The organism is Oryzicola mucosus (genome assembly GCF_014534685.1).
In the GTDB taxonomy this organism is placed as follows: Bacteria; Pseudomonadota; Alphaproteobacteria; order Rhizobiales; family Rhizobiaceae; genus Oryzicola; species Oryzicola mucosus.
Genome location: NZ_JACVVX010000001.1, coordinates 1 through 19,831, shown reverse-complemented (window position 1 = coordinate 19,831; position 19,831 = coordinate 1). Strand labels below are relative to the sequence as shown.

The window sequence follows — 19,831 nt, the reverse complement described above, 5'->3', positions numbered from 1 at the left end:
GCATCTCATGCTGATTTCGTTCCAGGTAGCGCTCTGATGGCAGACACATAATCCCAGAATCGAAAGGGCGGCCGGCATATCGCCAGACCGCCCTTCCGCCATGCGGACCGTTTGCGTGTTGTGTGCGTCGGCCCGTCCCCGTTATCTCTTGATCTTCAAATGTGCCCTCAGCGCACGACCACCCTCGCGCCCACCGGCACGCGTTCGTAGAGTTCGACCACGTCCTCGTTGCGCATGCGGATACAGCCTGACGACACCGCGCCGCCGATCGTCCAGGGCTGGTTGGTGCCGTGGATGCGATACAGCGTCGAGCCGAGATACAGCGCGCGGGCGCCGAGCGGATTGTCCGGTCCCCCCGGCACATGGGCGGGCAGCACGCGGCCTCTGGCGCGTTCGCGCGAAATCATCTCGGATGGCGGGCGCCAGTCCGGCCATTCCGCCTTGCGTGTTACAGTGTGGGTGCCAGCCCATTCGAAGCCCGGCTTGCCGGTTCCAACGCCGTAGCGGCGGGCCAAGCCGTCGCCCTCCACCAGATACAGGAAATTCTCTCTCGTATCGATGATGATGGTGCCGGCCGGCTCGCCGCCATCATAGGCGACCGGCTGCGGCAGATAGATCGGGTTCATCTCGCTCCGCGCCTGGCCCGGTTCCGGCGCACGAACGACGGCTGTTTTCGCGGGGCGGGCGACTAGCGTTACTCCCGCGCTGTGGCGGCTGACATGCTGGCCAGGCTTGCGGCTGAGTTGCAGCAGGCGGGAGGCGGAAAGGTGTGGGCTAACTTGCACCGGAGGCGGCTCGGCATAGCGGTCACGCGCAAAAGCAGGGAAGGCGAGTCCCGCGAGAGCGGCGGTGGCCACTAGAACAAGCGTTTTCGTCATGGTTTTACCCGTCCTGACCTGGGCACCGATTAGCCCCAGCTTCGCCCACCAAAGCGTGAATCGGAATGCGCGCGAGGCGCGATTGTCAGTAAAGCGTTCGGCGTGGTTACCGCGCGGTTGATGAATCTGGTAAAGCGCGGGTTAAAGAGGGTTCGAACGGCTGGGTGGAATGATGGCAGAGCTGGAAAAGACGGGATTGATGGAAGGCGAAGACGGCGTCGTGCGCTGTTCCTGGCCGGGCGCGCTGCCCGACTACCTGCATTACCACGACAACGAATGGGGCAGGCCGGTAACCGACGACCGCCGCCTGTTCGAAAAAATCTGCCTGGAAGGGTTCCAGTCGGGCCTGTCCTGGCTGACCATTCTGCGCAAGCGGGAGAATTTCCGAGAGGCTTTTTGCGGTTTCGACTTCGACGAGGTGGCTCGGTTCGGCGACGCCGATGTCGAGCGTCTGGTCGGCAATGCCGGCATCATCCGCCACCGCGGCAAGATCGTCTCGACCATCAACAACGCCCGCCGCGCGCAGGACCTGGTCAAGGAAGCCGGCTCGCTTGCGGCGTTCTTCTGGAGCTTCGAGCCGACAGCCGAGGAGCGCCCTGCGACCATGGACTATGCGACATTGCGGGCCAATCCGACGACGCCGGTGTCGATACGGATTTCGAAGGAGTTGAAGAAGCGCGGCTGGAGCTTCGTCGGGCCGACGACGGTCTATGCCTTCATGCAGGCCATGGGACTGGTCAATGACCACATCGAAGGCTGCGCCTGCCGCGCGGGTATCGAAAAGCTGCGGGCGAATCTCAAGCGGCCGGGATAGGCGTAGTCTGCCCTGTAAAAACTCAGCACCCCCTCACCGGTTTGCTTTGCAAACCACCTCTCCCCCTGTCAGGGGGAGAGGAACCGCTGCTTTGCAGGTCGCAAACTTTGCAGAACCTGGGTTCCTCGCCCCATGAATGGGGGAGAGGTGCCGAGCGCAGCGAGGCGGTGAGGGGGGGTTAAAGCCGCAGTGGAATTCGAAGGACAGCCCCTTAAATCCCGCCCGGGCTCAGATAGGCCATGCCCAGCATCAGGATCACCAGTGCGACGAAGGCGGGGTAGACGACGAGCATGCCGAACAGCAGCAGGTTGCGCGCCGGGCTGTTCTCTTCGGTCGCCTTCTGCGCCTCGATGACGCTGCCGGCCGAGAACCCGCGTATCGGAGCGGTGGCTTTCGTAGGCATCATGATGATCTTGGCCGGCGGCATCGAAGCCGCCAGCTTGGTCTGGCTGGCGTGCATGGTCTATCCCTCATGTTTCTACGCAACCTTATGACGCCGGCCTGTATCGGTTCGATGTCATATGGGGTGCGTTTTTGTTTCGAATCGGGTGTAAACGAAGATGTTGAGTTCCTGAGGACGTTCTCGCGGCAAATTCTTGTCTTCGGTTCCCTCAATTGCGGCGGTTTTGCCCCAAGTGTTGACAGCCGTTAACGCTTCGCCTGCCGATGCCCCATCGGTTTCGCCCTGGCCGCAAACCCTTGTCGCCAAAACCCATATCGGTTAGGACACGGCGCGCCCTTTTTCGGGGCGGTTCAGGGCAATTGCGGAAGTTTCGACCATGGCCGACAAGACGGAAAAGATGAAAGCGAGGCTGCCGCGCGGTTTTGTCGATCGCATGCCCGGCGATATCCGGGCCGCCGAGACGATGATGTCGAAAATCCGCGAGGTCTACGAGCTCTATGGCTTCGAGCCGGCCGACCAGCCGCTGATCGAATACACCGATGCGCTGGGCAAGTTCCTGCCCGACCAGGACCGGCCCAACGAAGGCGTCTTTTCCTTCCAGGACGATGACGAGCAGTGGCTGTCGCTGCGCTACGACCTGACCGCGCCGATGGCGCGTTTCGTCGCCGAGAATTTCGAGCGCCTGCCCAAACCCTTCCGCAGCTATCGTTCAGGCTGGGTGTTCCGCAACGAAAAGCCCGGTCCCGGCCGCTTCCGCCAGTTCATGCAGTTCGACGCCGACACGGTGGGCACGCCGGGCGTCGCCGCCGACGCCGAAATGTGCATGATGATGGCCGACGTGATGGAAGCGCTCGGCATCAAGCGCGGGGAGTATGTCATCCGTGTCAACAATCGAAAGCTCATTGATGGCATCATGGACAGCGTCGGCGTGCCGGCCGCAAAGCGCCTTGATGTTCTCCGTGCGATTGACAAGCGTGACCGCCTTGGGGCGGAGGGTGTGAGGCAACTGCTTTCTAAAGGCAGAGTCGACGACAGCGGCGATTTCACGAAGGGCGCTGAACTACCAACTGAGCAAGTTGAGGCAATTATAAGTTTCGTAGAAGCGGGCGATTTGGAGCAGCGGAGGGAGAGAATCCGCGATCTGATAACGGCTAGCACGTTGGCTGCAAGTGATCTCTCAAGCCTGTTTGCGCGCAAGTGGAATCTCGATATCGAGGAAACACGCAAGCGTATTGGATTGGACGACGCTCAAATCGACTCGTTGTTCGGCTTCATATTTGGCTTTCCTTTTGGGTATCACCAGCCAGGCACGTCGCACAGAGAGACTTGGGAAGATGATCTGGTCATACGCACACGTTTCGGTTCAGACGACTACCGGCTTCGGATCGACAACGCGTTAACCGTGCAGAGATATCGGAGTCAGTTCGGCGATAATCCGCTTGTTTCACAGGCACTTGACGAGCTTGAGCAGATTGCAAGTCTCTCAGAAGCTTCGAAGTATGGTTCGGGCCGCATCCTTATCGACCCCTCCGTCGTCCGTGGCCTCGAATATTACACCGGTCCGGTCTATGAGGCCGAGTTGCTGGCCGAAATCCCCAATGACGAAGGCCAGATCGTGCGCTTCGGTTCGGTGGGTGGCGGCGGGCGTTACGACGGGTTGGTTTCGCGTTTTCGCGGCGAACCTGTACCGGCAACCGGCTTTTCCATAGGTGTCTCGCGGCTGATGACAGCCCTCAAAAACCTCGGCAAGCTCGACACCTCCGATGTCGTCGGCCCGGTCGTCGTGCTGGTCATGGACCGCGACACCGAAAGCCTCGGCGGCTACCAGAAGATGGTGTCGCAACTGCGCCAGGCCGGCATCCGCGCCGAAATGTATCTCGGCGGTTCGGGCATGAAGCCGCAGATGAAATATGCCGACCGTCGCGGCGCGCCGGTCGTCGTCATCCAGGGCGGCGATGAGCGCAACGCGGTGGATGAGAGCGGCAATCCTCGCCCGATGGTCCAGATCAAGGACATGGTGGCCGGCGCCGAAATCGCCGCCGGCATCGCCGACAATGCCGAATACAAGGAAGCGCGGCCCGGACAGGTGACGGTGCCGCAGGCGGACCTCGTCGCCACCGTGCGCGGAATACTGGACGCTCAGGCGGCGGAGAAGTCGGGTGGGTGAAGGTGCGTCGATCTCACCTTCTCCCCTTGTGGGAGAAGGTGGCCGAGCGAAGCGAGGTCGGATGAGGGGTGTTGCGTGGATCGCTGCATCGCAAAGCTATATTGAAATTGCGGGGGTTTTACTCCGTCCAGCACCCCTCATCCGTCTCGGCGCTGCGCGCCGATCCACCTTCTCCCGCAGGGGGAGAAGGGAAGGCAGAGCCCAATGACCCCGCGCTATCCCGTCATTGCAGCGGATGTCATAAAGCTCTTCGCAGCGCGCGGAGCCGATCAGGTCGACGTGCCTGTGCTGCAGCCGGCCGATCCGTTTCTCGACATGGCGGGCGAGGATCTGCGCCGCCGCATCTTCCTGACCGAAAGCGAGACCGGCGAGGCGCTGTGCCTGCGGCCCGAATTCACCATCCCCGTCTGTCTCGATCACATCGCCTCGCAATCGGGCACGCCGCGCCGCTATTCCTATCTCGGCGAGGTGTTCCGGCAGCATCGCGAAGGCGGCAACGAGTTCTTCCAGGCCGGCATCGAAGACTTGGGCGACACGAACATCGCACTCGCCGATGCGCGCTCGGTTGCCGATGCGCATGCGCTGCTTTCGCTCTGCTTGCCCGCAACCGAGCTGACGGTCACCCTCGGCGACCAGACGATTTTCGAGGCAGTGCTTGCAGCGCTAGGGCTGCCGCGCGGCTGGCGCATGAGGCTCGCCCGCGCCTTCGGTTCGGCACCGATGCTGGAAGCGGCCCTGGCCGACCTGTCCAATCCCTCGCGCAACAGCTCGCTTGAGGAGCCCGCCGCATCGCTGCTCATGGCCGGCGACACCGAGGCGCTGGCAGCCCATATCGCCGAGGGCATGGAAGCTACCGGCCTGTCTCCATCGGCCGGGCGCACCCCCGCCGATATCGCACGCCGGCTGGTCGAAAAGGCGGAACTGCGCTCCGTCAGGCTGTCGTCGGAGGCGTTCGCGGCTCTGAAAACGTTCCTCGACATCGACGTGCCGCTGACCGATGCGCCGCGCGCGTTGCAGGCTTTCGCCGCCGATGCCAAGCTCTCGCTGGGTGCGGCCCTTGCCAGTTTCGCGGCGCGGGTCGAGGCTATTGCCGCCAACGGCTTGCCGGTGGACGCTATTCGCTACGACGCGGCGTTCGGCCGGCCGCTCGATTATTACACCGGTCTCGTCTTCGAAATCTCGGCCGTGGGCCTCGATCGGCCTCTGGCGGGCGGCGGGCGATACGACCGGCTTCTGACGCTGCTGGGCGCGAAAAAAACCATTCCCGGCGTCGGCTTCTCGGTCTGGATCGACCGCATCGAAGCGCTGCGGGAGGCTCGCTGATGGCTGTCACGCTCGCCATGCCGTCCAAGGGACGGCTGAAGGAATTGTCGCTTGAGGTCATGGCCAGGGCCGGGCTGGAGGTGACCCTGCCCGAGGATGACAGGCGCTATCGTGCGCGGATCATGGGACGCGACGATATCGAAATCGCCTTCCTGTCGGCGTCGGAGATTGCCGGAGAAATCGGCCGCGGCGCGGTCGACCTCGGCATCACAGGCGAGGATCTGCTGCGCGAGAATGTCGCCGATTGGGAACGCAAGGCAACGATTTCGGCCCGTCTCGGCTTCGGCTTTGCCGATGTTGTGGTGGCTGTGCCGGATATCTGGCTCGACGTCGACACCATGGCCGACCTCGACGATGTCGCCGCGGATTTCCGCCAGCGCCATGGCCGGCGGCTGCGCATCGCCACCAAATATTGGCGGCTGACGCAGCAGTTCTTTTCGCAGATGCACGGCATCCAGGTCTATCGCATCGTCGAGAGCCTGGGCGCGACCGAGGGCGCGCCGGCGGCCGGATCGGCGGATGTCATCGTCGACATCACCACGACGGGCTCGACCTTGCGCGCCAACCATCTGAAAATCCTGAGCGATGGTGTGATCCTGAAATCGCAGGCCTGCCTGGTCGCTTCGCTGCGCCAGCGCAGCCTCCCGGATCAAGCCACAGTGGAGGCTATCACCGCTGCAATTGGCCGTGCAGTCCCCTGACGATGCCGGCAAGCTCCACGCATTCGTTGTGGCGCGGGCTGCTGCGCCGCCACGCCAGGCATAGCTGACGCGCCGGCATCGGCTCGGCGAAGGGCACCACGCGGATGTCCCTGGATTCTTCCGCCGGCCGTGCCGCCATTTCAGGAATCAGCGTAACGCCCAGGCCATGCGCCACCATCTGCAGCAGTGTGGTCAGGCTGGTCGCGCCGTAATTGGCCATCGCCACCGGCTTGACGGCGCCGCAGACCGCGAGCGCCTGTTCGCGCAGGCAGTGGCCTTCCTCCAGAAGCATCAGCCGTTCCATCGCCGGGCTGTCCGGCGGCACCGGCGGATCGACCAGTTCCGGATCGTTGGCCGGTACGGCGAGGAAAAATCGATCAGTGAACAGAGCCTCCGTCACAAGGCCGGGAAAGTCGAGCGGGGTTGCCGCGACGAAGGCGTCGATGCGGCCGCCGGCGGCCTCTTCGGCCAGCGTCGCCGTGATCGCCTCGCGCAATTCGACCCGAAGTGTCGGAAAGCGGTCGCGAAGGGCAGGCAGCACCTGCGGCAAGAGATAGGGTGCAACCGTGGGAATGATGCCGAGCCGGAACCGGCCTTCCATGGCAAGGCGGCCACGCCGCGCCATGCTTTCGATGTCGCGCAGCTGCGCCAGCACGCTCTCGATTCGCGGCTGCAAAACGGTTGCGTCCTCGGTCATGCGCACGGTCTTGCGGCCACGCTCGAACAGGGCGCAGCCGAGCTTTTCCTCCATCTCCGCGATCTGCGCCGACAGGGCGGGCTGGCTTACGCCGGCAAGCTCCGCCGCGCGCCCGAAATGCAGGGTTTGTGCGAGCGCTTCGAAATATTGCATCTGGCGGACAGTCAAGCGGATCATAAGAAAAACCTATCAGAACAAATAGGAAAGACAATTTGGCTTTATCGAAATCCCCGTTTAGTCTGGAATCGTTCCAAGGAATGAGCGCTAGCGCTTGAACGAAATTCGGCAAAACCCAAGCAGGGAGGCTTCGGCCATGACGAAACCGACGAAACAAGCCGCAGCCATGTGCGTTTCGACGGTTGCTCTCTCCTTGGTCGCGCCTGCTGAAATGGCGCAGCATCTCGAAGACGAATTTGGCGGTCGCCTGTAGCAGGCGATGCCGGATATCCAACTGCATGTGCCCAGCCGAAAATCGGTCAGGTGCGTCAGGGCGATACATCGAAAGACCCCACTCGGCAGACGAGCGGATTCTAGACAACCGGCCGCGCAGGCCTTGAGGGGACGCGCGGACATGATTTGGAGTGAGACATGTCAGTACAGGACGACAATCAGGGCAACGCGCCGGAGGCCAAGTGCCCGTTTCCGCATGGCGAGAAGGGAGCGGTGCGGACCAATCGCGACTGGTGGCCCAATCGGCTGAACGTCGAGATTCTGCACCAGCACTCTTCTCTGTCCAATCCGCTCGGCACCGCCTTTGACTACGCCGAAGAGTTCAAGAAGCTCGATTATGAGGCGCTGAAGAGCGACCTGCGCCAGCTCATGACCGATTCGCAGGATTGGTGGCCGGCGGATTTCGGCCATTACGGCCCGCTGTTCATCCGCATGGCCTGGCACAGCGCCGGCACCTACCGTTTGTCCGACGGCCGTGGCGGCGGCGGTCGCGGCCAGCAGCGCTTCGCACCGCTCAACAGCTGGCCGGACAATGTCAGCCTCGACAAGGCCCGGCGCCTGCTGTGGCCGATCAAGCAGAAATACGGCAAGAAGATTTCCTGGGCCGACCTGCTGATCCTCACCGGCAATGTCGCGCTGGAGACGATGGGCTTCCGCACTTTCGGCTTCGCAGCTGGCCGCGAGGACACTTGGGAACCCGATCAGGACATCAACTGGGGGCGTGAGAACACCTGGCTCGGCGGCGATTTGCGCTATGCCCATGGCTCGGACGGCGTCGAGAAGCCGGCCGACGAAGGCGTTCTGGTCTCCGACGACAATGCCGATGGCGACGTGCACACGCGCAATCTCGAACAGCCGCTCGCCGCTGTGCAGATGGGCCTGATCTACGTCAACCCGGAAGGTCCCGACGGCAATCCCGATCCGCTGCTCGCGGCCAAGGACATCCGCGACACCTTCGGCCGGATGGCGATGAACGACGAGGAAACCGTCGCGCTGATCGCCGGCGGCCACACCTTCGGCAAGACCCACGGTGCCGCCCCGTCCGACAATGTCGGTCCCGAGCCCGAAGCCGAGGATCTGGCAGCGCAAGGCCTCGGCTGGCACAACAGCTTCGGCTCCGGCAAGGGCGGCGACACCATCACCAGCGGCCTTGAGGTCACCTGGACGCAGACGCCCGCGCAGTGGAGCAACTTCTTCTTCGAAAACCTGTTCAAATTCGAGTGGGAACTCGAAAAGTCTCCGGCAGGCGCACATCAGTGGGTGGCGAAGGGCGCCGACGCGGTCATTCCCGACGCGCACGATCCTGCCAAGAAGCACCGGCCGACCATGCTGACCACCGACTTGGCCCTTCGCTTCGATCCTGTCTACGAGAAGATTTCGCGTCGTTTCCTGCAGAACCCGCAGGCCTTCGCGGAAGCCTTTGCCCGTGCCTGGTTCAAGCTGACGCACCGCGATCTCGGCCCGCGTTCGCGCTATCTCGGCCCGGAAGTGCCACGCGAGGTGCTGATCTGGCAGGATCCGGTTCCGGAAGTCGACCACCCGCTGGTCGATGACGCCGATGTCGCAGCACTCAAGGCGAAGGTGCTGGAGTCCGGCCTTAGCGTCTCCGAACTGGTCGGTACGGCCTGGGCCTCGGCCTCGACATTCCGCGGCGGCGACAAGCGTGGCGGCGCCAATGGCGCGCGTATCCGTCTTGCGCCGCAGAAGGATTGGAAGGTCAACAGGCCCGAGCAACTGGCCAAGGTGCTCAAGGTTCTGGAAGGCATCCAGTTCGAATTCGGTCGGGATGCGTCGGGCGGCAAGAAGATCTCGCTTGCCGATCTCATCGTTCTTGCCGGCAACGCCGGTGTCGAGCAGGCGGCCAAGGCTGCCGGCCACGATGTGACCGTGCCGTTTACGCCGGGCCGCACCGATGCGACGCAGGCTCAGACGGATGTCGATTCGTTCGCCGTGCTCGAACCGGCCGTGGATGGCTTCCGCAATTATGCAACGGGCAGACACGCCTTGCCGGCCGAGCACGCCCTGATCGACAGGGCACAGCTTCTGACCCTGACGGCGCCGGAACTGACCGTTCTGGTTGGCGGTCTTCGCGCGATCAACATCAACGCCGATGGCTCCAACCACGGCGTCTTCACCGACAGGCCTGGCGCGTTGACCAACGACTTCTTCGTCAACCTGCTGGACATGGGCACGCAATGGAAGGCGGTCTCGGACGCCAAGGACTTCTATGAGGGCAGCGACCGCAAGACCGGCAAGCTGAAGTGGCTCGGCAGCCGCGCCGATCTCGTCTTCGGCTCGAACGCGCAACTGCGTGCGCTGGCCGAGGTTTATGCCGAGGACGATGCAGGGCAGAAGTTCGTCGACGACTTCGTGGCCGCCTGGACCAAGGTGATGAACGCGGACCGCTTCGATCTGGTCTGAGGTCTGGTTGCCTGATGGAAATGAGAAGGGCCGGGGCGACATGCTCCGGCCCTTCTGTTTGCGCGGGATTGAACGTCGCTCTCGGCTAGCCTACTATCTAGCCAGATGGAGGCTGCGATGGCCAGAGCCTGGACCCTGCAAGACGCCAAGAACAGGTTTTCCGCCGTGGTGGAAGCCGCGCAGCGCGGCGAGCCGCAGCATGTCACCAAGCGCGGCGTCGATGCCGTGGTCGTCTTGTCGGCGGAAGAATATGAGCGGCTGACCAGCCTGGATATGCGACCCAGGCGCAGCCTCGTCGAGCATGTGCTGGACGCGCCCGTGCTGCCCGCAGGGTTCGAGGATGTCTTCGACGATAGGGGCGTCTATCCATCAGTTCCGCGCGACCTCGACCTTTTCGGCTGAAGCCGCCCATGTTTCTGATCGACACGATGGTGCTGTCGGAAGGGTTCAAGCCGGCCCGCGATGCGAATGCGATTGCCTGGCTGGAGGCTAGTGCGGATAAGCCGCTGTTTCTCAGCGTCGTGACGGTGGGCGAGATAGCGCGCGGCATCCGCAAGATCGAAGACTGCGAGCCGCAGCGCGCCGGGCAATACAGGAACTGGCTCGACGGTGTTGTTGCCGACTACGATGCCAACATCCTGCCGCTGACCGTGCCGATCATGAAGCGCTGGGGCATCCTGACCTTCGAGATTGGCAACACCGCCCCCGATCTGCTCATTGCCGCCACCGCGCTCGAGCACGATTTGACGCTCGTCACCCGCAACATCAGGGATTACCAGAATATCGGCGTCAAACTGCTGAATCCCTATGACGACCGATCCTGAAATTGCTGCCTTGAGAACGGGACGCCTGCAATGATCCGCCATACACCGCGTGAAAGGGTCATCGCCGTCGGGCTCGCGGGGCTGGCGGGCTATGTCGACGCGATCGGCTTTTTGCAACTGGGCGGCTATTTCGTCTCCTTCATGACCGGCAATTCCACCCGCATGAGCGTCGAACTCGCCGAGAATCTGGGTCTTGGCCTGATGCCTGCGGCACTGATCGCGCTCTTCGTCATGGGTGTCATTACGGGTTCCCTTGCGGGGCATTTTTCCGGTCAAAGACGTCCAACGGTCGTCAGCGCCCTCGTCTTTCTCCTGTTGCTCGGCGCCGCAGCAAGCCAGCATGTCGGCGTGGTTTCGCTTGCCATCGTCGCCATGGCGCTGGCTATGGGCGCTGAGAATGCCGTATTCGAACGCGATGGCGAGGTGACCATCGGACTCACCTATATGACCGGAACGCTGGTCAAGCTCGGCCAGCGCATCACGGCCGCGCTTCTGGGCGGCGACCGGTGGGCATGGGTGTGGTATTTCATGCTGTGGGTCGGGCTGGTGACGGGCGCAATTCTGGGTGCTGCGACCTATGGCTGGATCGGCCTGTCGAGCCTGTGGGCCGCGGCGGCGGCCGCTGGTTTCCTGACCGCGATCATCGGCTTTGGCATGCGAGGCAGGGCGGGTCTCTGATCCCGGCTTGTCATTCGGGATGCATACCGCTATCGAACCGGCATTCGGGCAACCGACAGGAAAGATAACCATATGCGCCTCGGCGGACGGCTTGCAGCCGCAATCGAAATTCTCGACGACATCGACAGACGGCATCGCCCCGCGGCCGACGTGCTGAAGGACTGGGGGCTTTCCCATCGCTTCGCCGGGGCCGGCGACCGCGCCGCCATCGGCAACATCGTCTATGACGCTTTGCGCAGGAAGCGCTCCGCCGGCTGGCTGCTCGACAGCGACGCCGGGCGCGCACTGGCCTTCGGCGCGCTGCTGCTGGAATGGGACCAGTCTGCCGAAGCGCTCAATGCGACGCTGGAAGGCGACCGTTTCGGTCCGTCGCCGCTTGATGCGGGCGAACTCGCTGTTTTGGCGCAGCGCGATCTGCGAACGGCGCCAGATGCGGTGCGCGCCGACTGCCCGGACTGGTGCGCGGCCTTGCTCGAACGCTCGTATGGCGAGGATTGGGTGGCCGAAGGTGCTGGGCTTGCCACGCGGCCGCCGCTCGACATCCGGGTCAACACGCTGCGCGCCGACCGCGACAAGGTCTTGGCCGAGCTGGCCGGCACCGGGGCCGAGCGCACCAGGCTGGCGCATCAGGGCCTTCGTATTCCGCCCATCGACGGCAGCGGACGCCACCCCAACGTCCAGGCAGAGCCGGCTTTCCAGAAAGGCTGGTTCGAAATCCAGGACGAGGGCTCGCAGGTTGCAGCCGAACTGGCAGGCGCGAAGCCGGGCATGCAGGTGCTGGACTATTGCGCGGGAGCTGGCGGCAAGACGCTGGCGCTGTCCGCCCTGATGGACAATCAGGGCCAGATTTTTGCGCATGATTCTGAAAAGCAGCGCCTTGCCCCGATCTTCGATCGCCTGCGCCGCTCGGAAAACCGCAACGTCCAGGTGGCGGCGAAGCCGTCCGAACTGGCGCCGCTGGAAGGCCGCATGGACATCGTACTGGTCGATGCGCCCTGTACGGGAAGCGGCACCTGGCGACGTCGTCCGGATGCGAAATGGCGGCTGGCGCAGAAACAGCTCGACGTCCGCAAGGGCGAACAAAGGGCTATTCTGGACGCGGCAAGCGCCTATGTGAAGCCGGGAGGCCTTCTCGTCTATGTCACCTGTTCGGTCTTCGACGAGGAAAATGGCGATCAGATCTCTGCCTTCGCGGAGCGTTCGCCATCATTCAAGCCCGTCGATCATGCCGCGCGGTGGGACGAGCTGTTTCCGGGCCATGCCGATGCTGCGCGCGTCACGTCGCTTGGTCTGTCGCTGTCGCCTGCCAAAAGCGGAACGGACGGCTTCTTCTTTTCGGCCATGCGCCGCGCCGGCTGAGGCCTTGACGAAAGCCTGATCGCTTCCAGTTATGGCTTGCGGTACAGCCGCATCCTCTCCGGACAGGCGCTTCATGCAGAAGAATTATCTTTCATTGGCAGTCTTTATAGCTGTCGTGCTCGGCATCGGCCTTCTCATCGGGTTCGTCACTTTGCCCGGCGAATGGTATGCGAGCCTGCAAAAGCCGGCCTTCAACCCGCCGAACTGGGTGTTCGGGCCGGCTTGGACGATCCTCTACATACTCATCGGCATTGCGGGATGGCGCATTTGGGAGATTGACCGCTATGGCGGCGCCATGAAGCTGTGGCTGCTGCAGATGGCGCTCAATTTCTGCTGGTCGCCGGCTTTCTTCGGCGCCCAACGGATCGGTCTCGCGCTGGTCATTATCTTCTTGCTCCTTCTGACCATCCTTGCTTTCATCGGTGTTGCTGCGCGTCGCGACAAAATGGCAGCCCTCCTGTTCGTGCCCTATGCGGGCTGGGTGGCATTCGCCACCGCGCTCAACGCTTCGATCTGGATGCTGAACTGAGCGGCCTACACGCGTGGTCGCAATATTTTGCAATGCAACATTTTTAAATTTGCCTCGTCCGTGCCGCTTTGTCATAAGCGGAGCGGGGAATGGAGGCAGCATGTCGGCAAAGATCGTATCAGCGCTTAATTTCGAAGAGCGGGTTAGGGCATCCTTCGCGCGGCAGGCAGCCATGCGGACCATCGGCGCCGAGCTGACGCTGGTGACGCCCGGCATCGTCGAGATCGAAATGCCCTATGCCTCGAGCCTGACGCAGCAGCACGGTTTTCTCCACGCCGGCGTCATTTCAACCGCGATGGACTCGGCCTGCGGCTATGCCGCCTTCTCGCTTATGCCTGAAAATTCCGGCGTACTCACCATCGAATTCAAGGTCAATTTGCTCGCGCCGGGCAAGGGCGAGCGCTTCCTGTTCCGCGGATCGGTCACCAAGCCGGGTCGCACCATCGTGGTCGCCGATGGCCAGGCCTATGCCTTTGCCGCCGATGGCGAAGCCAAGCTGATTGCCACCATGACCGGCACGATGATGACTGTGGTCGGCCGAGACGGCATCGAGGGTTGAACCAATGCCGGTCCAGACCATTGCCCGCCGGCGCTTGCTGTTCGTCATGGCGGCGGAGGCGGAATACGGTCCGCATCTCAAATCCCTGATCACGCCGCTGATGACCGGCGTCGGTCCTGTCGAGGCAGGTATACGGGTAGCCGCGGCCCTTGCCGGCTTTTCGGCCGCCATGACCTTGCCCGACCTTGTCGTCTGCCTGGGTTCCGCAGGCAGCCGCGTGTTGGAACAGGCCGAGGTATATCAGGTGGCGACGGTCAGCTATCGCGACATGGATGCCTCGCCGCTGGGCTTTGAAAAGGGGGCTACACCCTTTCTGGATGTTCCTGTCACCATAGAGCTTCCACTGCGCATTCCGGGCGTCAGGCAGGCCACGCTGTCGACCGGCGGCAATATCGTTTCCGGCTCGGCCTATGACGCAATCGCCGAGGACATGGTCGATATGGAGACCTATGCGGTGCTGCGAGCCTGTCAACTGTTCGGCGTGCCGATGATCGGCCTGCGCGGCATTTCCGATGGAGCGGCGGAACTGCGCCATGTCGGCGATTGGACCGAATATCTGCATGTCGTCGACCAGAATCTGGCGGAAGCCGTAAGATGTCTCAAACGCGCGCTCGCCGATGGCACGCTCGGGCTTTAGCCTCGCGGCGACGGTTCGAAAGCACCGGCAGGCAATGCCTGTGAAGAGAGCCTCGGAGATACGCGTTGAAAGCGCGGAACCCATTGCGCGTCGCCGTTTCTTTCTTTAAATGCCCGCCATGACGAATACAGATCACCCCGACAGCGTCCTTATCATCGATTTCGGCAGCCAGGTGACGCAGCTCATCGGGCGTCGCGTCCGCGAGGCCGGCGTCTATTGCGAGATCGTACCCTTCCAGTCCGCGGAAGACGGTTTCGAACGGCTCAAGCCCAAGGCGATCATCTTTTCCGGCGGTCCCGCGTCGGTCACCGAGGAAGGCAGCCCGCGCGCGCCGCAGGTGGCGTTCGAGTCCGGCCTGCCGATCCTCGCCATATGCTACGGCCAGCAGACGCTCGCCGCCCAGCTCGGCGGCACGGTGGAGGGCGGTCACGCCCGCGAGTTCGGCCGCGCCGACGTTGAGATTCTCAAGGCGAGCCCGCTCTTCGACGGTGTCTGGGAAGTCGGCAAGAAATATCCGGTCTGGATGAGCCATGGCGACCGCGTCACCGTCGCGCCCGATGGTTTCGAGATCATCGGCGTGTCCGAGAACGCGCCCTTCGCCATCGCCGCCGACGAGAAGCGCCGCTACTACACCACCATGTTTCACCCCGAAGTGGTGCATACGCCGGACGGCGCAAAGCTGTTGTCGAATTTCGTGCACAAGATCGCCGGCATCAAGGGCGACTGGTCGATGTCGGCTTATCGTGCTCGCGCCGTGGAAGCCATTCGCGAGCAGGTCGGCGACAAGCGCGTCATTTGCGCGCTGTCCGGCGGCGTCGATTCTTCTGTTGCCGCTTTGCTGATCCACGAGGCGGTCGGCGAGCAGCTGACCTGCATCCTTGTCGACCACGGTCTGATGCGCAAGAACGAGGCGGCCGATGTCGTCGCCATGTTCCGAGAGCACTACAATCTGCATCTCATCCATGTCGATGCCGTCGACCGCTTCGTCGATGCGCTGGAAGGCGAGGTCGATCCCGAGAAGAAGCGCAAGACCATTGGCCGTTTGTTCATCGAAGTGTTCGAGGAAGAGGCCAAGAAGCTCGGCGGCGCCGAATTCCTGGCCCAGGGCACGCTCTATCCCGACGTCATCGAAAGCGTGTCCTTCACGGGCGGGCCTTCGGTCACGATCAAGAGCCACCACAATGTCGGTGGCTTGCCCGACCGCATGAACATGAAGCTGGTCGAGCCGCTGCGCGAACTGTTCAAGGACGAGGTGCGCGTGCTTGGCCGCGAACTCGGCCTGCCCGAGAGCTTCATCGGTCGCCACCCGTTCCCCGGACCGGGCCTTGCCATCCGCTGTCCCGGCGGCATCACCCGCGACAAGCTGGAGATCCTGCGCGAAGCCGACGCGATCTATCTCGACGAAATCCGCAAGGCCGGCCTCTACGACAAGATCTGGCAGGCTTTTGCCGTGCTGCTTCCGGTCCAGACCGTCGGCGTCATGGGCGACGGGCGCACCTACGAATTCGTCTGCGCACTGCGCGCCGTCACCTCCGTCGACGGCATGACGGCCGATTTCTACCACTACGACATGAACTTCCTCGGCCGTGCCGCTACCCGCATCATCAACGAAGTCCGCGGCATCAATCGCGTCGTCTACGACGTGACGAGCAAACCGCCCGGGACCATCGAGTGGGAATGATTCAGGCCCATCCGAACGCCGCCGAATTTACGCTGAAATACGATCTAACCAACTGAAAACAAAAATAAATTTCTCCTATGCCTATCGACATCTATCGGTGGGCATAGATCGCGCTCGTCGGCCTTGCTGACGGGCCTCGCCCCCATTGATCAACCGGAAAAACGAAAGTACCGTCAGGTCAAACGAGGCCAATGACGGTACTTTTTTCGAATTAATGCGCTGAAATATAAGCGTTTTTGACGCCATCGGCCTCCAAAAACTGCGTGACGGTACTTTTCCGCAAGGAGGCCCGAAATGTTGACCGATGCAGCACTTAAGTGTCTGAAACCAAAAGCCAAAATGTACAAGGTGACTGATCGTGACGGCATGTATGTGCGCGTCGCGCCGTCGGGTGCCATCTCGTTCAGGCTCGACTATCGGCTGAACGGCAGACGGGAGACCGTCTATCTCGGTAGGTATGCCCGTGACGGGATATCGCTCGCCAGGGCTCGAGAGCTATGCATCGACGCCCGTCGGGCGATCGCCGAGGGGCGGTCCCCCGCCATCGAGAAGCAGCGGGAGAAGCGCCGGATCAAGGAAGCAAAGAGCTTCGGCGAATTCGGCGAGAAGTGGCTGACCAACGCCATCATGGCCGACAGCACGCGCGCGATGCGCCGTTCCATCTTCGAACGCGAACTCATGCCCGTCTGGCGGAATCGTCTCCTGACAGAGATTACACCTGACGACCTTCGCGCTCACTGCGGCAAGATCGTCGAACGGGGTGCTCCTGCCACCGCCATTCATGTGAGGGATATCCTGAAGCAGATCTACGGCTATGCCATTCTGCACGGCGAGAAGGTCTCCAACCCGGCCGATGACGTCGGTCCGGCCTCGATCGCCACCTTTACCCCAAAGGACCGCGCGCTTTCGCCCGCCGAGATCCGCATCATGTTCAAGCAGCTCGAGCACGTCGCGACGTTACCGACGATCCGCCTCGGCATGAGGCTTTACCTTCTCACCATGGTTCGGAAGAGCGAGTTGCAGGATGCAGTGTGGGACGAGATCGATTTCGACAACGCCGTCTGGACGATCCCGAAGGAACGGATGAAGCGGTCGAAGCCGCACAACGTCTACCTGTGCCGACAGACCTTGGACATCATGATCGCGCTCAAGACCTGTGCCAGTAACTCCCGATACTTGCTTCCGTCTCGGTACGACGCGAACGCGCCCATGTCCCGCGCGACCTTCAACCGCATCACCTACGCCGTGGTCGACCAGGCCAAAAAGGAGGGGCTGCCGCTGGAGCCTTTCACGGTCCATGATCTGCGGCGAACGGGTTCCACGCTGCTAAATGAGCTGGGCTTTAATAGCGACTGGATCGAAAAGTGCCTGGCACATGAGGACGGGCGTTCATCGCGCGGCGTTTACAACAAGGCCGAGTATGAGGTGCAGCGCCGGCATATGATGCAGCAGTGGGCGGATACCGTGGACGCCTGGATCGACGGTCGGAAGCACGCCCCAACGCTTCTGCCGACAGCTATGCCTGTGATGGCGCTTGATCCCGCCCTTTGACCGGTCGGGTTTTGCGCTTGGTGACGTCAGGATGCTGTGCTCGACGGATCGGGGCAGCCCGCCGTGCCATCAGCCAAGCCTCGACCTCGGCGAGGTCCCAAACAATACACCGTGGCGAGAGCGCGAACCGACGAGGAAACTCGCCCCGTTGTTCCATTTCATAGATCGTGCTGTCAGCCATCGGCACCATCTCGCGCAGTTGGTGGCGCCGAATCGTTCTCATGATTTGGGGAGCTTCGGTCTTTGGCATTCTCAATCTCCTTCACTGCTGAGGGGATTGAGAACAATAGCTGTTGATACTGGAAGCCCCTTCGAAATGCCGTGCGGTATCTTCGTGCTGTAGCGCACACATGGGCGGGGTTCCGTTGGCAGCAAGGTGCAGCATACGGGCCGAGTATGCGCTCGTGAATGAGCCAGCGTCCAGCCCACGGCAAAGCGCCCCAGCCAAAGCCGGCTCACTCCTCGCCGCAGCCCGGCATCTCGCCACCAAAACCCTCAGCCTGCTGCTGGTCATCACCCTGCTCGCAACCAGCCTCGCCACGACCTCGGCGCAGGCCCGCTTCATCTCCCCCGACGACTGGGATCCAACCCTCCCGGGCGTCGGCACAAACCGATACGCATATGCCCAGAACGATCCAGTCAATAAGTCAGATCCAAATGGGCACATGATTGGGGATCTTTTTTCTGATCAAGCCGATCGCGACAAAACCCATTCCGACAACGCAGAACATGTAGAAGCGGAAGCAAAGAAGGCGCGAGAAGAAGGGGATCCATACAACCTTGCCAGCCAGTGGGAGGAGCGAGCAAAGGAAAGTGGAAGTCGTATCGGCAAGTCCACATTCGAACTCATGGTGATGGACGGACTCAAAGTCCTTGAGAGCGTCGGCTGGACTATTCATCTTCGTTTTGCCTTGGGCCTGCCTAGGCTCCATCTCCTGTTCTGCTGACGCTCTTCCGCGGTCTGGTGCTGTTGAGTTGGTCGCTGCTGTGCTTGTTGAGCCGGATTTTGCCCGGGCCAAGCTTGCTGTTGACAGGTTTGTTGATCCAGCTGTCGATGAGCGTGCCACTGTCGAGATGATCGACGGAATGGCGACGACTGTCGGGAAGATGCTCTCGACTTTGCCGAAGGACGCCGCAGGTTCCAGCATGGAGAAGATGAAGGCGCTTCGGGCTTTTCTCTATGAGGCGGGCTGGTGGAACAACAATCAGCCGTTCCAGTATGACCTGGACGATCCCTACGGACAAAAGCCGGGCGCACAGCTGCTTGCAAACTATCTCGCGACCAAGAAGGGCAACTGCGTTTCGATGCCTATCCTGTTCCTCATTCTGGCGGAGCGGCTCGGCATCGATGTAACGCTGTCGACAGCCCCGCTTCATGTCTTCGTAAAATTCACCGACGACGAGGCCAGAATCTGGAATCTCGAGACGACCAGCGGCGCCGGCTTCACCCGGGATGAATGGTACAGGACGAAGCTCCCCATGTCTGAGACGGCGATCTCGAATGGGGTCTATATGAAGAAGCTTTCCCGCAAGGAGGCGCTTTCAATCATTGCGTCGAGCGTCCTGGATCATCTCCTTGCGACGGGTCGTTACGAAGAGGCGATCAAGGTCTCCGACATACTGCTCGAAGCCTATCCCGCCAACGCATACACGCTGGTGAAGAAGGGGACGGCCTATTATCGCCTTCTCCAGCGTGACATTGTCGAGAAGTATCCAAAAGAGAGCGACATACCCTCGGACAAGCGTGGCTATGCCGAGGATCTGTATGCGTCCAATCGTGCTGCGTTTGTTCGGGCCGAGGCGCTGGGCTGGACGCCTCCGAGCCTGAAGTGAGGCGGAGCACTTCGGTTCATCTGGCCGACATCACAGCTGAGGTCATCCCTTTTGCGCGTGGCTTGATGGGCGGCTGGCCGCGCGGCTTGATTGGTGGTTGACGCTTCGGGCTGATGGCTGGGCGGTCGGGTTGCTGCATCGTTGATGTCCATGAGCAGGCCTTGTTGCTGCTCTTTCTTGTGTTTCCTTGGTTGTTCAGCAACGTTTTGGGTTTTTGGCGTTTGTTGAAGTTGTGGATAAGCTTTTTATTTGGTTGCGGTGGCATTGTTGTGTTGCGGCAGCGGAGTAGCGTGGGTTCCAAAGGGGCATTGGGGGCTTCCATGGAA

At 62.0% G+C, this 19,831-nt stretch carries 21 protein-coding genes; 16 read left to right on the top strand and 5 right to left on the bottom strand.

Annotation, left to right across the window (positions count from 1 at the left end; translation table 11 throughout):
- Nucleotides 1-167 precede the first annotated feature (167 nt).
- Nucleotides 168-878, bottom strand: a complete 711-nt coding sequence (locus tag ICI42_RS00100) for a L,D-transpeptidase (protein WP_188162519.1) — start codon at nucleotides 876-878, stop codon at nucleotides 168-170.
- Nucleotides 879-1,050: 172 nt separating this feature from the next.
- Here ICI42_RS00100 and ICI42_RS00095 point away from each other — a divergent pair, with 172 nt between their 5' ends.
- A complete protein-coding gene (locus ICI42_RS00095; RefSeq protein ID WP_188162518.1) occupies nucleotides 1,051-1,692 on the top strand; it encodes a DNA-3-methyladenine glycosylase I in 642 nt (213 codons plus the stop codon).
- A gap of 211 nt (nucleotides 1,693-1,903) precedes the next feature.
- On the opposite strand, the gene ICI42_RS00090 is transcribed toward ICI42_RS00095, so the two are convergent.
- Nucleotides 1,904-2,152 (bottom strand): hypothetical protein, encoded by a 249-nt coding sequence (locus ICI42_RS00090; protein ID WP_188162517.1) that lies wholly within the window; start codon nucleotides 2,150-2,152, stop codon nucleotides 1,904-1,906.
- A 319-nt stretch (nucleotides 2,153-2,471) separates the two neighbouring features.
- Here ICI42_RS00090 and ICI42_RS00085 point away from each other — a divergent pair, with 319 nt between their 5' ends.
- The 3 genes from ICI42_RS00085 (at nucleotide 2,472) to hisG (ending at nucleotide 6,286) form a co-directional block, all read left to right on the top strand.
- Nucleotides 2,472-4,262, top strand: a complete 1,791-nt coding sequence (locus ICI42_RS00085) for a histidine--tRNA ligase (RefSeq protein ID WP_188162516.1) — start codon at nucleotides 2,472-2,474, stop codon at nucleotides 4,260-4,262.
- A 204-nt stretch (nucleotides 4,263-4,466) separates the two neighbouring features.
- Nucleotides 4,467-5,585 (top strand): ATP phosphoribosyltransferase regulatory subunit, encoded by a 1,119-nt coding sequence (locus ICI42_RS00080; protein WP_188162515.1) that lies wholly within the window; start codon nucleotides 4,467-4,469, stop codon nucleotides 5,583-5,585.
- A complete protein-coding gene (gene hisG, locus ICI42_RS00075) occupies nucleotides 5,585-6,286 on the top strand; it encodes an ATP phosphoribosyltransferase (RefSeq protein ID WP_188162514.1) in 702 nt (233 codons plus the stop codon). Before ICI42_RS00080 ends, hisG begins: the two co-directional genes overlap by 1 nt.
- Here the strand turns inward: hisG and ICI42_RS00070 are convergent.
- Nucleotides 6,255-7,160: a hydrogen peroxide-inducible genes activator gene (locus tag ICI42_RS00070; RefSeq protein WP_188162513.1), complete on the bottom strand. Its 906-nt coding sequence runs from the start codon at nucleotides 7,158-7,160 to the stop codon at nucleotides 6,255-6,257. The two genes, hisG and ICI42_RS00070, sit on opposite strands and share 32 nt — an antisense overlap.
- A gap of 411 nt (nucleotides 7,161-7,571) precedes the next feature.
- Between ICI42_RS00070 and katG the strand changes: the two genes are divergently transcribed.
- The 10 genes from katG to ICI42_RS00020 all read left to right on the top strand — a co-directional run bounded on the left by katG (nucleotide 7,572) and on the right by ICI42_RS00020 (nucleotide 17,672).
- Entirely contained in the window at nucleotides 7,572-9,854 is a 2,283-nt protein-coding gene (gene katG / locus ICI42_RS00065) for a catalase/peroxidase HPI (protein ID WP_188162512.1), read from the top strand.
- Between the two features lie 117 nt (nucleotides 9,855-9,971).
- Nucleotides 9,972-10,256 carry a type II toxin-antitoxin system Phd/YefM family antitoxin gene (locus ICI42_RS00060; protein ID WP_188162511.1) on the top strand — a complete coding sequence of 95 codons (285 nt, stop codon included), beginning with the start codon at nucleotides 9,972-9,974 and terminating at the stop codon, nucleotides 10,254-10,256.
- A gap of 8 nt (nucleotides 10,257-10,264) precedes the next feature.
- Nucleotides 10,265-10,678, top strand: coding sequence for a type II toxin-antitoxin system VapC family toxin (locus ICI42_RS00055; protein ID WP_188162510.1), 414 nt, complete (start codon nucleotides 10,265-10,267; stop codon nucleotides 10,676-10,678).
- A gap of 30 nt (nucleotides 10,679-10,708) precedes the next feature.
- Nucleotides 10,709-11,356 (top strand): YoaK family protein, encoded by a 648-nt coding sequence (locus ICI42_RS00050; RefSeq protein WP_188162509.1) that lies wholly within the window; start codon nucleotides 10,709-10,711, stop codon nucleotides 11,354-11,356.
- Between the two features lie 72 nt (nucleotides 11,357-11,428).
- The gene (locus tag ICI42_RS00045; protein WP_188162508.1) at nucleotides 11,429-12,715 is read left to right on the top strand and encodes an RsmB/NOP family class I SAM-dependent RNA methyltransferase; all 1,287 of its coding nucleotides are present in this window, start codon (nucleotides 11,429-11,431) and stop codon (nucleotides 12,713-12,715) included.
- 73 nt (nucleotides 12,716-12,788) lie between these two features.
- Nucleotides 12,789-13,244 (top strand): TspO/MBR family protein, encoded by a 456-nt coding sequence (locus ICI42_RS00040; RefSeq protein ID WP_188162507.1) that lies wholly within the window; start codon nucleotides 12,789-12,791, stop codon nucleotides 13,242-13,244.
- A 100-nt stretch (nucleotides 13,245-13,344) separates the two neighbouring features.
- On the top strand, nucleotides 13,345-13,803 hold the full coding sequence (locus ICI42_RS00035; protein WP_188162506.1) for a PaaI family thioesterase: 459 nt from the start codon (nucleotides 13,345-13,347) through the stop codon (nucleotides 13,801-13,803).
- 4 nt (nucleotides 13,804-13,807) lie between these two features.
- A complete protein-coding gene (locus tag ICI42_RS00030) occupies nucleotides 13,808-14,440 on the top strand; it encodes a 5'-methylthioadenosine/S-adenosylhomocysteine nucleosidase (protein WP_188162505.1) in 633 nt (210 codons plus the stop codon).
- A gap of 118 nt (nucleotides 14,441-14,558) precedes the next feature.
- Entirely contained in the window at nucleotides 14,559-16,121 is a 1,563-nt protein-coding gene (gene guaA / locus ICI42_RS00025; RefSeq protein ID WP_188162504.1) for a glutamine-hydrolyzing GMP synthase, read from the top strand.
- Between the two features lie 294 nt (nucleotides 16,122-16,415).
- Nucleotides 16,416-17,672, top strand: a complete 1,257-nt coding sequence (locus ICI42_RS00020; protein WP_188162503.1) for a tyrosine-type recombinase/integrase — start codon at nucleotides 16,416-16,418, stop codon at nucleotides 17,670-17,672.
- On the opposite strand, the gene ICI42_RS00015 is transcribed toward ICI42_RS00020, so the two are convergent.
- Entirely contained in the window at nucleotides 17,638-17,922 is a 285-nt protein-coding gene (locus ICI42_RS00015; RefSeq protein WP_188162502.1) for a helix-turn-helix transcriptional regulator, read from the bottom strand. The two genes, ICI42_RS00020 and ICI42_RS00015, sit on opposite strands and share 35 nt — an antisense overlap.
- A 154-nt stretch (nucleotides 17,923-18,076) precedes the next feature.
- On the opposite strand from ICI42_RS00015, the gene ICI42_RS00010 reads away from it, so the two are divergent.
- Both ICI42_RS00010 and ICI42_RS00005 read left to right on the top strand, forming a co-directional pair.
- A complete protein-coding gene (locus ICI42_RS00010; RefSeq protein WP_188162501.1) occupies nucleotides 18,077-18,619 on the top strand; it encodes an RHS repeat-associated core domain-containing protein in 543 nt (180 codons plus the stop codon).
- 127 nt (nucleotides 18,620-18,746) lie between these two features.
- On the top strand, nucleotides 18,747-19,505 hold the full coding sequence (locus ICI42_RS00005; protein WP_188163655.1) for a transglutaminase family protein: 759 nt from the start codon (nucleotides 18,747-18,749) through the stop codon (nucleotides 19,503-19,505).
- A gap of 16 nt (nucleotides 19,506-19,521) precedes the next feature.
- Here ICI42_RS00005 and ICI42_RS23430 read toward each other — a convergent pair.
- Nucleotides 19,522-19,831 (bottom strand): hypothetical protein (locus ICI42_RS23430; protein WP_210316911.1); only part of this gene is annotated, 310 nt, incomplete at its 5' end.

Coding starts and splice junctions, on each gene's coding strand:
- hisG (WP_188162514.1), top strand. CDS start 5,585: ATGGCTGTCACGCTCGCCATGCCGTCCAAGGGACGGCTGAAGGAATTG.
- ICI42_RS00050 (WP_188162509.1), top strand. CDS start 10,709: ATGATCCGCCATACACCGCGTGAAAGGGTCATCGCCGTCGGGCTCGCG.
- ICI42_RS00060 (WP_188162511.1), top strand. CDS start 9,972: ATGGCCAGAGCCTGGACCCTGCAAGACGCCAAGAACAGGTTTTCCGCC.
- ICI42_RS00020 (WP_188162503.1), top strand. CDS start 16,416: ATGTTGACCGATGCAGCACTTAAGTGTCTGAAACCAAAAGCCAAAATG.
- katG (WP_188162512.1), top strand. CDS start 7,572: ATGTCAGTACAGGACGACAATCAGGGCAACGCGCCGGAGGCCAAGTGC.
- ICI42_RS00055 (WP_188162510.1), top strand. CDS start 10,265: ATGTTTCTGATCGACACGATGGTGCTGTCGGAAGGGTTCAAGCCGGCC.
- ICI42_RS00080 (WP_188162515.1), top strand. CDS start 4,467: ATGACCCCGCGCTATCCCGTCATTGCAGCGGATGTCATAAAGCTCTTC.
- ICI42_RS00005 (WP_188163655.1), top strand. CDS start 18,747: ATGATCGACGGAATGGCGACGACTGTCGGGAAGATGCTCTCGACTTTG.
- ICI42_RS00100 (WP_188162519.1), bottom strand. CDS start 878: ATGACGAAAACGCTTGTTCTAGTGGCCACCGCCGCTCTCGCGGGACTC.
- ICI42_RS00085 (WP_188162516.1), top strand. CDS start 2,472: ATGGCCGACAAGACGGAAAAGATGAAAGCGAGGCTGCCGCGCGGTTTT.
- ICI42_RS00030 (WP_188162505.1), top strand. CDS start 13,808: ATGCCGGTCCAGACCATTGCCCGCCGGCGCTTGCTGTTCGTCATGGCG.
- ICI42_RS00040 (WP_188162507.1), top strand. CDS start 12,789: ATGCAGAAGAATTATCTTTCATTGGCAGTCTTTATAGCTGTCGTGCTC.
- ICI42_RS00045 (WP_188162508.1), top strand. CDS start 11,429: ATGCGCCTCGGCGGACGGCTTGCAGCCGCAATCGAAATTCTCGACGAC.
- guaA (WP_188162504.1), top strand. CDS start 14,559: ATGACGAATACAGATCACCCCGACAGCGTCCTTATCATCGATTTCGGC.
- ICI42_RS00035 (WP_188162506.1), top strand. CDS start 13,345: ATGTCGGCAAAGATCGTATCAGCGCTTAATTTCGAAGAGCGGGTTAGG.
- ICI42_RS00015 (WP_188162502.1), bottom strand. CDS start 17,922: ATGCCAAAGACCGAAGCTCCCCAAATCATGAGAACGATTCGGCGCCAC.
- ICI42_RS00095 (WP_188162518.1), top strand. CDS start 1,051: ATGGCAGAGCTGGAAAAGACGGGATTGATGGAAGGCGAAGACGGCGTC.
- ICI42_RS00090 (WP_188162517.1), bottom strand. CDS start 2,152: ATGCACGCCAGCCAGACCAAGCTGGCGGCTTCGATGCCGCCGGCCAAG.
- ICI42_RS00070 (WP_188162513.1), bottom strand. CDS start 7,160: ATGATCCGCTTGACTGTCCGCCAGATGCAATATTTCGAAGCGCTCGCA.